This window comes from Frisingicoccus sp., from assembly GCF_048388605.1.
In the GTDB taxonomy this organism is placed as follows: Bacteria; Bacillota; Clostridia; order Lachnospirales; family Lachnospiraceae; genus Frisingicoccus.
Window position 1 is genome coordinate 70,347 of record NZ_DBGCTU010000003.1, and the last position, 14,281, is coordinate 84,627.

Below are 14,281 nucleotides of genomic sequence, written 5' to 3' on the forward strand. Positions count from 1 at the left end.
AAATTAATCTCAGGGAGGAATTAAATATGAAATTTTATGTATGTGAACATTGTGGAAATATTATTACTTATGCTAAAAACGCCGGTGTACCGGTAATGTGCTGCGGACAGAAGATGGTGGAACTTGTTCCTGGAACAACCGATGCTGCCGTTGAAAAACATGTGCCGGTTATTAAGGCAGAGGGACAGAAAGTTGTCGTTGAAGTTGGCGGCGTTGCCCATCCGATGATCGCGGAACATTATATTGAATGGATCGTTCTTGAAACAGAAAAAGGATATCAGAAAGTGGACTTAAAACCGGAAGAGGCTCCAAGAGCAGAATTTGCATTGGTTGAGGGCGATAAAGTTGTTGCCGCTTATGCATACTGCAACCTTCATGGACTTTGGAAAGCCTGATTCTGAATAGAAGAATTGTAAAAAGAAAGAATAAGGAGGCAGACTATGAAATCTTATGAATGTGAACCATGCGGATATGTATATGACCCGGCAGTAGGTGATCCGGATAACGGCATTGCCCCGGGAACAGCCTTTGAAAATTTACCGGAAGATTGGGTTTGCCCGATCTGCGGCGCTGGTAAAGATGAATTTAAAGTTGCAGAATAAATATTATATTAAAAAAATATCCCCACAGGAAAGAATATAGAATTCCTGCGGGGATTTTTTGTCGAAATGCTCCGATAAATTAGCATTGAAATAGTATATGGGAGTGTGTATACTACATTTATCCCGTGATAAACATTTCAACAACCGATTCGGTAAAACCCCCTGTTAAACAAAATAAAATTATGCTAAGATAAAGGAGTAACGAATTTGAAAAAACAAAAAACATTAAAAGATTTAAACCTTATAGATCGTTTCCTGTTTGCAGAAGTGATGGAAGATGTGAAAACGGGCCAGGATATATTGAGCATTATTTTAGGGCAGGATATTCAGCTTATATCCGGAAGTCAAACTGAAAAAGAATACCGGATATCACCATTGGCAAAATCAATTCGAATGGATGTGTTTTCAGTGTCAGAGGAAGGTATTGTTTATGATATTGAAGCACAGGGTACATATCGAAGTGATTTGAGAAAACGGAGCAGGTATTACCAGTCACTGATGGATGGCTCACTTTTGGAATCGGGAGAAAATAACTATAATCTGTTGAAAGATTCTTTTATTATTGTGATTACGAATTATGACATTTTTGACCTCGGAAAATATTGTTATACTTTCGAAGCAGTGTGCAGGGAGCATCCGGCGCTTTTGCTTCGAGATGGTGCGACACGAATTTTTTTGAATACCCGGGGAACAAATAAAGACGAGGTTTCATCAGAATTGGTAGATTTTCTCCATTATATGGAGAACAGTACAGATGAAATGGTATTGGAGACAGGCAGTGTGCGTATCCGACGTATTCATGAACGAGTCTGTAAGGTGAGGCAGAGTGAGGCGATAGGTATGAAGTTTATGCGAGAATTGGAAGAGAAGAGCGAGGCCCGAGCCGAAGGATGTCAGGCTGGATTAACGGATGGTATTTTGACATCCATCAAAAATCTTATGGAAACGATGGACTTAACGGCGGAAAAGGCCATGAAGGCGCTAAAGGTGCCAGAGGAAGAGTGGGAAAAATATTTAAGATTGTTGGAAAAATAAGAAAATGTATTACAAGAGGTAAAGCAGGCGGAACTTATCCGGAGAGATAAATCCGCCTGTTTGAATTGTGCTTATTTTGAATCGAATTTTTCATCGCAGTAAATACAGCGATAAGTCCGAGTCTCAGCATCCGTCAATTTGAAGATCTGAGGCAATTCCTGTTCAACTGTGGAGATGCACCGTGGATTTTTGCATCGGATGACATTGGTGATCGTCTGAGGCAGCTTTGGTTTCTGCTTGTCCACAATTTTGCCGCCTTTGATAATGTTTACGGTAATCTGATCATCGACAAAACCGAGGATATCCAGATTCAGATTCATGTCTCCCTGAACTTTGATGATATCTTTTTTGCCCATCTTATTGCTGGAAGCGTTTTTTATAATGGCTACCTGGCAGTCCAGCTTATCCAGTTTCAAATATTTATAGATATCCATGCTTTTTCCGGCACGGATATGATCAATCACATAACCCTCGTCAATACCGCTGATATTTAACATAATTCTACCCCCAGAAGTTTCATGATTAATGCCATTCGGACATAAACGCCGAATTGAGCCTGTTTGAAGTAGACGGCCCGAGGGTCATTATCCACTTCTACAGAAATTTCGTTGACACGTGGCAATGGATGAAGAACAAGCATATCTTCCCGGGCGAGAGCCATCTTATTCATATCCAGAATGTATTTATCCTTCAAACGGATATAATCTTCCTCATTAAAGAAACGTTCTCTTTGAACACGGGTCATATAAAGAATATCCAGTTCCGGCATTACCGATTCCAAATCTTCGGTTTCTTTAAAGGCAATATCGTTTTTTTGCAGGACTTCTTTGCGGATATAGGACGGTATCTTTAATTCTTCCGGCGAGATCAGTACAAATTTGATTCCCGGATAACGTCCGAGAGCGCTAATCAGAGAATGAACGGTACGTCCGAATTTCAGGTCGCCGCACAGTCCGATCGTTAAATTGTCCAGACGGCCTTTCAGAGAATGAATGGTCAAAAGATCTGTTAATGTCTGGGTTGGATGCTGATGTCCGCCGTCACCGGCATTGATCACCGGGACAGTCGCATGGGTTGCCGCAACGAGGGCAGCACCTTCTTTTGGATGCCGCATGGCAACAATGTCCGCATAACAGGAAACAACACGAATCGTGTCGGCAACGCTCTCGCCTTTGGCTGCGGAACTGTCACCGCCGCTGGCAAAGCCTAAAACATTTCCGCCCAGATTGAGCATGGCAGCTTCAAAACTCAGACGGGTGCGGGTGCTTGGTTCATAAAAAAGTGTTGCCAGTTTTTTGCCGTGGCACACATCACTGTAGCGGCTGCGGTCTTTCGCAATGTCCTCGGCCAGAAGAAGGAGTTCTTCGGTCTCTTCAACAGAAAAATCTAATGGATTAATTAAATGTTTCATAGACACCTCCAATGTCTTGTTAAGGTTTCATACTGTTATTATCATAATACAATTTTCACAGATATACCATAAGATTTTCATATAAAGTGTAAAAAAAATTTCACAGTGTGTCGACAATTTATGTTTGACACTGAAAGACGACTATGCTATTCTAGGTGTACTGAATACCATTAGGGGTACAGTAGATATTTGGAGGATTTAATTATGAAAGGTACAGTGAAATGGTTTAACAGCCAGAAGGGCTACGGCTTTATCAGTGACGAGACAGGTAATGATGTGTTCTTACATTATTCAGGACTCAACATGAATGGTTTCAAGACAATTGATGAAGGCCAGGAAGTTGAATTTGATGTTGTTGAAGGTTCAAAAGGTCCGCAGGCAACAAATGTAACCAAATTATAATCAAGTGTTCGTACCAATGTGCCTTTTCTAATATCATACATTTAATTTTTTAAATCGTTAGTATCAGAATTTGCAGTATTGTCATAACGTGATTATCAGAAGAAGGCTATCCCCGGGATGGCCTTTTTTTGAGTATAATTATGTGACGGTAGAGAGGAAAGCGGTTATGAAAAAATCCAATATCAATTCATCGGATATAAAGTTACCCGGTCATTTAAGGGAGGGAGTTACCACGGGCACCTGCGCGGCGGCGGCGGCCCGGGCATCGGTTCAATGGCAGATTTCGGGACAATGCCCGGAAAACATCTGTGTGGATACGCCGGCGGGAAAGACGCTGTGCCTTTCTGTTGTGCCGGAGGAATTTCCTGCCTGCGGCGTGATCAAGGATGCGGGCGATGACCCGGATGTGACGGATGGATGTGAGGTTATTGCGCGGGTAAGACTTTTGGAGGAAACGAGAGATATCCTTTTTAAGGCCGGAGAAGGCATCGGCCGTGTGACAAGGCCGGGATTGAAGCTTCCGGTGGGCGAAGCGGCTATCAATCCGGTGCCCCGGAAGATGATTGAAGAGGAGATCCGGCGCTGCGTCGGCGATACGGGGGCTGAGGTGGAGATATCGATTCCCGGAGGGGAGGCGCTGGCGGCCCGGACATTTAATCCGAGAATCGGGATTGAAGGCGGCTTGTCCATTCTCGGGACAAGCGGTATTGTGCGGCCGATGAGTGAGTCGGCGGTGGTGGAATCTTTAAAAACCTGCCTTTCTGTGGCTGCGGCAGCGGAGCCGGAATATATTTGCTTTGTTTTGGGAGAAACAGGGGAACGCCGGATGCGGGAATGGCTGACCCGGCAAAAAAAAGATATGTCCCGAATGGAATTTGTTCAAATGAGCAACTATGCCGGGCTGATGCTGGATGAAGCTGCCCGGTTGAAGGTGAAAAAGATTTTGATCGGCGGTTTTGCGGGAAAGCTTGTAAAACTTGCCGCGGATATTATGAATACCCACAGCCATGTGGCGGATGGGCGTATGGAAACGATCTGCACTTTTGCCGCACTGGCAGGCGCGGAGCAGCAGCTCATTCGGCAGCTTTATGAATGTCGGACGGTTACGGAAGTTGTGCAGATTTTAAGAAACCATGGTATGGAATATATATGGGATGCAATCAGTGACAGGGCTGCAGAAAAATGCCGGCTGCGAATGGGCGGCACGGGCGATGCGGCCGTGGTTTTTCTGGATGAATCAGGAGGGCTTTTGGGAAAAAGCCGGAATACGGAGGCTATAACAGGGTGAAACATATTCGGATTATCGGCGGAGGGCCGGGAGATAAAGCGTATATTCTTCCGATGGCCCGGAAGGCTGTGGCAGAAAGCAGTCTTATTATCGGAGATAAACGTCTGCTTCAGACATTCGGACTGGAAGCGGATGAAACACATATTTTTGAAATGGGCCGGATGATGGAACGGCTGGAGTGGCTGAAAAAACAGCCGGATTCTTTGAGCGCAGGGATACTTGTCTCCGGGGACCCGCTGATGTACAGCCTTTTCCGGCTGGTTCGGAGAACATTTCCGGATGCACAGGTTGAAATTATTCCCGGCATCGGCTCGATTCAGGCCTTTGCGGCCAGACTTGGCGAATCTATGGAGGACGCGAAGATTCTCAGCGCCCACGGTCGGAATATGACGGGGGAGATGCTGGTGAAAGAGGTTTCCCGTTCGCCCAAACTTTTTATATTATGTGATAATGAGCGGACGCCGGACCGGATGGCCAGAGAACTTATAAAGGCCGGACTGACATCGGTGGATATGGCGGCGGGAAGCCGGATATCTTATCCCGATGAGGTGATCGTATCCGGAGGTCCGAAGGCCGTTTTTCTGGAGAAATATCCGGCGCTGAGCCTGGTAATGATCAAAAATCCTGAAGCGGCAGCCCCGGCGGAACGGTCCGGGGCCAATGAAAACACATGTGGTGGCCCGGTTTGTGACGGGGTATCGTTGCTGCGTGACAGTGCATTTTTGAGGAACGGTACGCCGATGACACGGGAGGAAGTCCGATGGGTAGTCCTCGGAAAAATGGGACTTTCGGCGAATTCGGTTGTCTGGGATGTGGGTGCCGGGACCGGTTCTGTTTCTATAGAGTGCGCAAGGCAGTGCCCGGCGGGAAAAGTGATCTCTATTGAGAAAAATCCGGAGGCTCTTAAGATTTTATATCAAAACAGGGCGCATTTTGGAATATCCAATATGGATATTATCGAAGGAACGGCGCCGGAGGTTTTCGAGGGACTTGAACGGCCGACCCATGTTTTTATCGGCGGCGCAGGGAGAGCCCTGTCAGCAATTCTTGAAAAAATATGCCGGTATGGAGCTGGCATCCAGATACTGATCGCCTGCGTGACTTTGGAAACAATGACGGAGGCTTACAGTCTGGTGGATTCTGTGAGGGGCCTGCGGCGCAGGGAGATTGTGACTGTTCGCATTGAAACAGCCAGGCCGGTGGGCAGTTATCATTTGATGGAAGGCGGTCATCCGGTAACTCTGATCACTGCGGAGACATGGAATGAAGGGGAAAAACACGAGGGAGAATATTGATGATAAAAAAATTATGTGCAGATATATATAGTGGGAATAATGTCCGGGAAAATATGATCCGCTTAAACCAGTCTGTCCGGGAGGAATCGGTTTTGGATGAATTTCTGGATGAATATTATGAGCATGAGGATTATTTTATCGGGCTTTTGGAGCATGAGGACGCGAAAGTTCGCAAAAATGCGGTGAAACTTCTCGGGAGAGTCGGAGATCCAACCCTGTTGGATGTCCTTTTTCAGCATTATCAGGCAGAAGAAACTCAGTTTTTAAAAAGTGATTATCTGGCGGCCCTCGGTGAATTTGAATATAAAGTTTATCTTCCGGAATTGAAGGAACGGTGGAAAACCTTAGGGGCGCAGGAGCGGACGAAACATTCCGCCGAAGAGATCAAACAGCTTCAAAAGCTGATATGGAAGGCGGAACCGCCAAAACAGCATACGTTTTGCGGTGAAGCGATGGAGAACCGGCTGCTGCTCATTGTTCCCCGGGGACATGAGGAAACTGTCTTAAAACAGGCGGAGTGTATTCCGCAGACGCAGGGGCGGGTTATGCCGGGAGGGTGCCTGGTGACGACGAAAAATCTGAAAAATGTGCGTGACATACGGACATATCAGGCCCTTTTATTTGATTTTTATCCGACTTTGATTCCTTCCTCTGACGGAAAAGTCATAGGAAAACAGATCTTACAAAAGGGACTCATATCCTATATTCGTGAACGGCATCTGGAGAAACATCCCTTTTTATTTCGCGTGGATGTGCGGGGAACGAAGGATGTTGCGATAAAGAATCAACTGGCAAAGGATTTGTCTATATATCTGGAAGCAAACAGTGATGGTATGCTGATCAATGAGTCTTCATTTTATGAGGTTGAAATCCGGGTGATCCTGGCGGGAACAAAGGGAAGCCGGGTTTTCCTGAAACTGACATCGATGCCGGATAAACGTTTTTCTTATCGAAAGTACGCGGCTTCCACATCGATGCAGCCGTCAAAGGCGGCGCTGATCATGCATTATATGAAACCATACTTTCGGCCGACGGCAAATATCCTGGATTCATTTTGCGGGACAGGTACTTTGCTTATTGAGAGAGCTCTGGCGGCGCCTTATAAAAGTATTTACGGGCTGGATATTTCCGAACAGGCGATTCAGGCCGCATGGGAAAACAGCCGGCGGGCCGGACTGGATATCCATCTGATCCATCGGAATTTTAATGATTTCAGGCATGAATACAAGTTTGATGAGATATTGACCGATATGCCACGGACGGCAAATTTTCGCGGAAAGGATTCGACGGAATATTGTTATGAGCTTTTATTTACGAGAGGGAGAGAACTGTTGGCTTCTCAGGGAATAATGGCGGTTTACAGCGAGGATGGAAGGCTTATGGAAAAAAAGCTGGCTGAAAATCTATGGCTGAAACGGATTCGGAGAATACCGATGACAAAGGATGGGACATCCTGGTTGTATATTTTACAAAATAAAGATAAATAACATATAGGAGCAGATGATGGCTGGAAAATTATATGGCGTGGGCGTCGGGCCGGGGGACTCAAAATTATTGACGATAAAGGCGAAGGAAATATTGGAATCGGCGGATGTGATTGCTGTCCCGGTGAAAGATGCGGGAGAGGAAAGCACGGCGCTGTCCATTATACGCCCGGTGGTAGAATTAAGAGATAAAAAGATTCTGCCGGTGATTTTTAAAATGGAACATTCTGAGGCAAAGCGGGCCGAGTGCCGGAAGCGGGCGGCCGGACAGATCAGAGAGCAATTGGATATGAATAAAAATGTAGCGATGATTGTTTTGGGAGATATTTCTGTCTACAGCACTTACCATCAGGCCTTTAAGTATATTCGGGAAGAAGGTTATGAAACGGAAATTATTCCGGGAATTTCCGCCTTTTCCGGCGGCGCCGCCCTGGCGCAGATAAGCCTTGTGGAAGGTAATGAAAATATGATGGTACTCTCCTCATTAAAAGGAATGGAACCTCTGAGAGAAGCCTTAAAAATGTGTGATAATCTTGTAGTGATGAAGGCGGGAAGTTCGATGGAACAGATCTGCAAGCTGCTTCGGGAACAGGATTTATCAGATAAAACGGTGGTCCTCAGCAATATCGGGATGGCAGATGAATATATCGGTCCGCCTGCGGAGGATAGGAGCTATGGTTATTTTACAACATTGATCATCAAGAAAGGCGGGATGTGATGGTTCATTTTATCGGCGCCGGGCCGGGCGACCCGGAATTGCTGACGATCAAAGGGAAAAAGCTGATTGATTCGGCGGATGTGATCATATATGCCGGATCTCTGGTGAATAAAAAAGTTTTGGATGACCGAAAGGAAAACGCTGTTGTCTATAACAGCGCCTATATGACTTTGCCTGAGGTTATACAGGTGATGAAGGCGGCGGAGGAAAAGGGCCAGTCCGTTGCGCGGGTACACACGGGGGATCCGTCGATCTACGGGGCGATCCGGGAACAGATGGACGCGTTGGATGCTCTTGGAATCTCCTATGAGGTTGTTCCGGGAGTCAGTTCGTTTTTGGCCGCAGCGGCCAGCATGAAAAAGGAATATACCCTCCCAGGGGTATCGCAAACCGTGATTTTAAGCCGGCTTGAGGGCCGTACGCCTGTGCCGGAAAAGGAAAAAATTCTTAGCCTTGCAAAACACCATGCCACCATGATAATATTTTTAAGTGTAGGTAAAATCGAAGTTTTGGTTCAATTATTGAGCGAGTCCTACGAGAAAGATACACCGGTGGCAGTTGTTTATAAAGCGAGCTGGCCGGATGAACGAATCGTTTATGGGACATTGGAGACAATCGCGGATAAGGTAAAAGCGGCAGGAATCAGGAAAACAGCCCTTGTGGTTGTCGGAGATTTTCTTGGCAGTGAGTATGAGTTGTCGAAACTCTATGACCAGAATTTTGAAACCGAATATCGTAAAGCAGGCGGTTCAATGGAAGGACATTAGAGGAGGAGAGATAACATGTCTATCGCGGATATTGAAATGCTGTTTAAGTTCGTTGGCGGACTCGGTATGTTTTTATATGGCATGCACGTGATGGCGGACGGACTTCAAAAGTCGGCCGGCGGCAAAATGAAGCAGTTGTTGGGTATTTTGACGAATCATCGGATACTGGGTGTTTTAGTGGGCGCGCTGGTGACGGCGGTGATTCAGAGTTCGTCGGCGACGACAGTCATGGTTGTCGGTTTTGTTAATGCCGGGATCATCAGTCTGACTCAGGCTGTCGGAGTGATCATGGGTGCCAATATCGGTACGACGATCACAGCGTGGGTCGTATCTATGAGTGAATGGGGCGAGATGCTCAAACCGGAATTTTTTGCCCCCCTTTTGATCGGAGTGGGCGCGTTTATTGTTTTATTTTCGAGTAAAGAGCGATTACGGCAGGTTGGGGAGATTCTTGTCGGTTTCGGCGTTCTTTTTATAGGGCTCAGCTTCATGTCCGCATCCATCACACCATATAAGGATGCGCCGATTTTTGCGACGGCCTTTCAGGTACTCGGGAAGAATCCGGTGCTTGGCATTTTAACCGGCGCGGCGGTAACAGCAATCATCCAGAGTTCGTCGGCATCCGTCGGTATTCTTCAGACATTGGCCCTCAACGGCGTTGTATCCTGGAATTCGGCGATCTATATTACTCTGGGACAAAATATCGGTACCTGCGTGACGGCGCTGTTGTCCAGTGCGGGGGCCAACCGTACAGCGAAGCGGGCGGCTGTTATCCATCTTTTATTTAATGTCATCGGAGCAGTTGTTTTTGGTATTTTAATGTTTATTGTATTTACAGTGAATCCGGCTTTTGCGGGCGGCAGGGTAAGCAGCGTAGGCATTTCTGTTTTCCATACAGTATTCAATATAACGAATACATTGCTTTTGTTCCCGTTTGCGAAACAGCTGGTAACCCTTTCCGGGCGGATCATCCGGGAAAGGCCGGAACGCCTGGCGGCTGCGGAAATATCTGCGGTTTCCGGGGATGAGACGATGCTTGAGCGGCCTCATTTGGACATTCGTATTTTAAGTTCACCGTCCTTTGCCATTCAGAGTGCGGCGGAACAGGTGATCCGTATGGGAGAGCTGGCCAAAGAACACGTGGAGACATCTATGGGCAGTGTGTTTGATGTCAGTGAGGAAAAGATTCGGCGGTCAAATATGCTGGAAAAGACGCTGGATATTTTCGAAAAGGATCTGACGGAATATCTGGTGCATTTAAGCCATGAATCTCTGACAGAAAAGGAGATTCAGACAGTCAGCCATCTGCTCTTTACTGTCGGCGATCTGGAGCGCATCGGTGATCACTGCGATAATATTGCGGAATTGGCAGAGGGACTTGTGCAGGGGCATATTCAGCTTTCAAATGATGCGGTTGAGGACTTGAGGGATATTGAAGATGTGGTTTTAAAGGCTGTGGAGCTGGCTATCAGTTCCAGAAGCCGGGAATCTATTATGGATGCCAAACGGGTATATATGCTGGAGGACGATGTGGACAGTATGGAAGAAGATATGCGTCATAATCATATGGACCGTCTTTCAAAGGGGCTGTGTTCAGCAAATACGGGTATCGTTTTCCTGGATATTCTGAGCAATCTGGAACGGATTTCTGATCATGCGGTCAATATAGCGGAATATGTGGAAGCGGAAAAGGTACCGGCTTAAACGAATGGATTCGGGCAGGGCATATAAAGTTGCCCTGCCTGTTAGTTTTTTGTAAAAAAGCTTCATTTATTTTTGGAATAATGTTAAAATCTTTTTGTACAGAAAAATCAGAAAGGAATTAGATATGAAGGATTTTCGAAATAAGGCGGGATATATCTGTGATATGGATGGCGTTATTTACCATGGAGACAGACTTTTGCCGGGAGCAAAGGAATTTGTCGAGTGGCTTTATAAAGAGAATAAAAACTTTCTCTTTCTCACCAACGCCAGCGGCAAGACACCGAAGGAATTACAACAGAAACTGGGCCGCATGGGGCTGGATGTGGATGAGAAGCATTTTTATACAAGCGCCCTGGCAACGGCGAAGTTCGTCAGCTCTCAGAAACCGAATTGTTCGGCCTATGTGATTGGCGATCCGGGATTATTTTTGGCACTCAGCGAAGCCGGAATTACAAATAATTCGATCAACCCGGATTATGTGATCATCGGCGAGACAAACAATTATAATTATGAAAGCATTTGCCAGGCAGTGCATCATGTTCAGAATGGCGCAAAGCTGGTGGGAACGAATACGGATCTGACCGGGCCGACGGAGCAGGGCATTGTTCCGGCCTGCCGGGCACTGGTTTCACCGATTGAGATGACGACCGGAAAACAGGCTTATTTTGTCGGAAAACCAAATCCACTGATGATGCGCACCGGGCTTCAGCTTCTGGGCGTTCACTCTCAGGAGGCGGCGATCATCGGCGACCGCATGGATACGGATATTATCGCGGGAATTGAAACGGGACTGGATACCTGCCTTGTGCTTTCCGGCGTGACTACGAGAGAAGAGGCGGAAACATATCCGTATTGTCCGAGGATTATTTTAAATGGGGTAGGGGATATTCCGGAATAAAAAAGTAAATACTGGGAATTCTATTGAAAATGATAATCTCTCTGATATGTGATGATATGAAGGGGGAGATTTGATGAGTGACAGAAAAGAAGATTTAAGTATTTATAAAAAGGTGCTGGAAACACTGCCTATGCCTGTACTTTTGGTGGGAGCGGATGAACATATTCTTTTTATGAATAAAACTTATGGGGAATTTCTTGGGGTAGACCCGCAAGACGTTATAGGACATCATGTTTATGAAGTCATTCCGAATTCAAGGACACCGTTGGTGTTAAAAACACAAAAAGCAGAATATGCTGACCGTCATAAGTATGTTGCGGGTAAAATAAAAGGTCAGGAGATTATCGTACACCGTATCCCAATCGTGGAGAATGGGAAGACATTGGCGGTTTTTGGTCTGCTGCTATTTACCAGTATTGAGGATTTAATGGCTCTGGCTGAGAAAAATCAGAAGATTAATGATGAACTGGCTTACTATAAAAACCAGTTTGTTGAGCAGCAAAGCTCGAAATATTCATTGGACAGCATTATTGGTACAAGTCCGGCCATTAAGAATTTAAAAGAGCAGATCGTTAAAGTGGCCAGATTGAAGCAGACGATTCTGATCACGGGTGAGAGCGGTGTCGGCAAAGAGCTGATCGCCCATTCAATTCACCATTGCAGTGAACGGCATGACCGGATGTTTGTGCGTGTGAATTGTGCAGCTATACCGGAAAATCTTTTTGAAAGCGAATTTTTCGGCTATGTTGGCGGGAGCTTTTCCGGCGCCTCAAAAACCGGGAAAAAGGGAAAATTTGAGTTGGCCGAGGGAGGAACTTTGTTCCTGGATGAGATTGGCGAATTGCCGCTTTTTATGCAGTCAAAGCTATTGCGAGTTCTTCAGGAGAGGGAGATTACCCGCGTCGGCGGCAGTGAGACGATACCGGTTGATGTCCGTATCGTGGCGGCAACAAATCGAAATCTTCTGCGAATGGTGCAGGAAGGGACTTTCAGGCAGGATTTATATTATCGTTTGAATATATTAAATATTAAAGCGCCTTCATTAAGAGAGCATATGGAGGATATACCCCTGCTTCTGGAAAAGACCTTAAATGAACTGCAGGTAGAGAATGGCATGAAGAAAAGATTATCCGCGGATGCTTTGGATTTATTACAAAAGTATAGCTGGCCGGGGAATATTCGTGAGTTAAATAATATCATAACTAAATTATATTATATGTCTGACAGCGATGAGATCACTGCATTTCAAATTCCGAGGCATATAAGATATGCCGAGAGGGTTACTCCAACGAAAATGGAGTTTGAGGGCATGGACTCTATGATAGAGGAATTGGAAAAGTATTTGGTTATCGATACTCTGAAGAGGCTGGACAATAATGTAACAAAAACGGCAAATACTCTAAAAATTTCACGTCCGAGGTTATATCGGATCATGGAAAAAATTTCACCGGAAGAATTGGAAAAATAGAGTGTATCATTTTGTTACAGATGTAATAAAACGTTACACGCGGAACATGAAGGTTTTTCGGAAAAAATGTAACATGTTATTACATTTGTTAAAAAAATAGCAGCACGAAAAATTTTAAAAAAAAGAGTGAAAAAAATAAAAATAAAACGAGAAAACATTGATTTAATCAAGGTTTTCTCGTTTTTTTTTATTTTCAAAAAAAAGTTTGTGAAAAAATTGGCATCTAAATTGCAATTATAAAAGGTATCACATATCAGAGAAATAAAATTTTAAGAAAGGGGTAAAAAAATGAATTTTGAAACAATTATTTATGAGGTGAAAGACAATATCTGTTATATCACGATTAATCGGCCAAAGGCATTAAACGCATTAAACGTTCAGGCTTTAACTGAATTATCGAAGGCATTGGATGTGGCAGCAGAAGACGAAAATGCAAAGGTGATTATTATTACAGGTGCCGGCGGAAGAGCATTTGTGGCCGGTGCAGACATCTCGGCAATGCAGATGATGACCGCGGAGGAAGCTTATGATTATGCTCGCTTGGGTCAGACAACTTACAACAAAATTCAGGATTTACCAAAAATCGTTATCGCAGCAATCGATGGTTTTGCTCTGGGTGGCGGATGTGAACTGGCTTTGGCCTGTGATATCCGTGTAGCTTCCGAGAAATCTCAGATCGGTATTCCGGAAGTTACATTGGGTGTATTCCCTGGATTTGCCGGTACACAGAGACTGCCGAGACTGGTTGGAACAGGCATGGCAAAAGAAATGCTTGCTACAGCACGCAAGATTCATGCGGCAGAAGCTAAAGAGATCGGCCTTGTGAACTATGTTGTTCCTGAAAACCCGGTGGCAAAGGCTGAGGAACTGGCAGCTCAGATTTGTAAGAACAGTATGTCAGCGGTTGCTTTAGGTAAGAGAGCAATGAACGAAGGTATGGAAATGGAACTGAAAAAGGGTATTGAACATGAAGCAGCTCTTTTTGCAGTGGCATTTACAACGGCAGATCAGCGAGAAGGTATGACGGCTTTCCTTGAGAAAAGACCGGCAAACTTTAAATAAAAAATGAAGATAAGAAAGGAAATGGAAAGATGAAAATTGTTGTATGTGTAAAGCAGGTTCCGGATACAACAGAAGTCCGTTTGGACCCTGTGACAAACACTTTGATTCGTGACGGCGTTCCAAGTATCATTAACCCGGATGATAAAG

General features: G+C 45.2%; 15 protein-coding genes and 1 pseudogene. 14 read left to right on the forward strand and 2 right to left on the reverse strand.

The features are described 5' to 3' along the window. Positions 1 to 26: 26 nt before the first annotated feature. From ACMN7X_RS00685 to ACMN7X_RS00695, 3 genes are all read left to right on the forward strand, one after another. The gene (locus ACMN7X_RS00685; RefSeq protein ID WP_418745589.1) at positions 27 to 395 is read left to right on the forward strand and encodes a desulfoferrodoxin family protein; all 369 of its coding nucleotides are present in this window, start codon (positions 27 to 29) and stop codon (positions 393 to 395) included. A 45-nt stretch (positions 396 to 440) separates the two neighbouring features. Continuing rightward, positions 441 to 602 carry a rubredoxin gene (gene rd / locus ACMN7X_RS00690; RefSeq protein ID WP_418745590.1) on the forward strand — a complete coding sequence of 54 codons (162 nt, stop codon included), beginning with the start codon at positions 441 to 443 and terminating at the stop codon, positions 600 to 602. 207 nt (positions 603 to 809) lie between these two features. Continuing rightward, a complete protein-coding gene (locus tag ACMN7X_RS00695) occupies positions 810 to 1,637 on the forward strand; it encodes an Rpn family recombination-promoting nuclease/putative transposase (RefSeq protein WP_418745591.1) in 828 nt (275 codons plus the stop codon). Positions 1,638 to 1,708: 71 nt separating this feature from the next. On the opposite strand, the gene ACMN7X_RS00700 is transcribed toward ACMN7X_RS00695, so the two are convergent. Together ACMN7X_RS00700 and pyrB are read right to left on the reverse strand one after the other, a co-directional pair. Next, positions 1,709 to 2,134, reverse strand: coding sequence for an aspartate carbamoyltransferase regulatory subunit (locus ACMN7X_RS00700; protein ID WP_418745592.1), 426 nt, complete (start codon positions 2,132 to 2,134; stop codon positions 1,709 to 1,711). After that, on the reverse strand, positions 2,128 to 3,048 hold the full coding sequence (gene pyrB, locus ACMN7X_RS00705; protein ID WP_418745593.1) for an aspartate carbamoyltransferase: 921 nt from the start codon (positions 3,046 to 3,048) through the stop codon (positions 2,128 to 2,130). The genes ACMN7X_RS00700 and pyrB overlap by 7 nt, the downstream gene beginning before the upstream one ends. A 204-nt stretch (positions 3,049 to 3,252) precedes the next feature. On the opposite strand from pyrB, the gene ACMN7X_RS00710 reads away from it, so the two are divergent. The 11 genes and pseudogenes from ACMN7X_RS00710 to ACMN7X_RS00760 form a co-directional block, all read left to right on the forward strand. Then, on the forward strand, positions 3,253 to 3,450 hold the full coding sequence (locus ACMN7X_RS00710) for a cold shock domain-containing protein (RefSeq protein ID WP_178041187.1): 198 nt from the start codon (positions 3,253 to 3,255) through the stop codon (positions 3,448 to 3,450). Positions 3,451 to 3,616: 166 nt separating this feature from the next. Next, positions 3,617 to 4,738, forward strand: a complete 1,122-nt coding sequence (gene cbiD, locus ACMN7X_RS00715) for a cobalt-precorrin-5B (C(1))-methyltransferase CbiD (protein ID WP_418745594.1) — start codon at positions 3,617 to 3,619, stop codon at positions 4,736 to 4,738. Further along, positions 4,735 to 6,033, forward strand: a complete 1,299-nt coding sequence (gene cbiE / locus ACMN7X_RS00720; protein WP_418745595.1) for a precorrin-6y C5,15-methyltransferase (decarboxylating) subunit CbiE — start codon at positions 4,735 to 4,737, stop codon at positions 6,031 to 6,033. Before cbiD ends, cbiE begins: the two co-directional genes overlap by 4 nt. After that, on the forward strand, positions 6,033 to 7,520 hold the full coding sequence (locus tag ACMN7X_RS00725; protein ID WP_418745596.1) for a HEAT repeat domain-containing protein: 1,488 nt from the start codon (positions 6,033 to 6,035) through the stop codon (positions 7,518 to 7,520). Before cbiE ends, ACMN7X_RS00725 begins: the two co-directional genes overlap by 1 nt. A 16-nt stretch (positions 7,521 to 7,536) precedes the next feature. After that, complete coding sequence (gene cobI / locus ACMN7X_RS00730; RefSeq protein WP_418745597.1) at positions 7,537 to 8,235, forward strand: precorrin-2 C(20)-methyltransferase; 699 nt, start codon at positions 7,537 to 7,539, stop codon at positions 8,233 to 8,235. Continuing rightward, positions 8,235 to 9,002: a precorrin-4 C(11)-methyltransferase gene (gene cobM, locus ACMN7X_RS00735; RefSeq protein WP_418745598.1), complete on the forward strand. Its 768-nt coding sequence runs from the start codon at positions 8,235 to 8,237 to the stop codon at positions 9,000 to 9,002. Before cobI ends, cobM begins: the two co-directional genes overlap by 1 nt. A 15-nt stretch (positions 9,003 to 9,017) precedes the next feature. Further along, positions 9,018 to 10,706 carry a Na/Pi cotransporter family protein gene (locus ACMN7X_RS00740; RefSeq protein ID WP_418745599.1) on the forward strand — a complete coding sequence of 563 codons (1,689 nt, stop codon included), beginning with the start codon at positions 9,018 to 9,020 and terminating at the stop codon, positions 10,704 to 10,706. Positions 10,707 to 10,830: 124 nt separating this feature from the next. Beyond that, complete coding sequence (locus ACMN7X_RS00745; RefSeq protein WP_418745600.1) at positions 10,831 to 11,604, forward strand: HAD-IIA family hydrolase; 774 nt, start codon at positions 10,831 to 10,833, stop codon at positions 11,602 to 11,604. A gap of 73 nt (positions 11,605 to 11,677) precedes the next feature. Further along, complete coding sequence (locus ACMN7X_RS00750) at positions 11,678 to 13,072, forward strand: sigma-54 interaction domain-containing protein (RefSeq protein WP_418745601.1); 1,395 nt, start codon at positions 11,678 to 11,680, stop codon at positions 13,070 to 13,072. Positions 13,073 to 13,360: 288 nt separating this feature from the next. After that, a complete protein-coding gene (locus ACMN7X_RS00755; protein ID WP_418745602.1) occupies positions 13,361 to 14,134 on the forward strand; it encodes an enoyl-CoA hydratase/isomerase family protein in 774 nt (257 codons plus the stop codon). Between the two features lie 29 nt (positions 14,135 to 14,163). Next, positions 14,164 to 14,281: pseudogene (locus ACMN7X_RS00760) on the forward strand (electron transfer flavoprotein subunit beta); the annotation flags it as partial.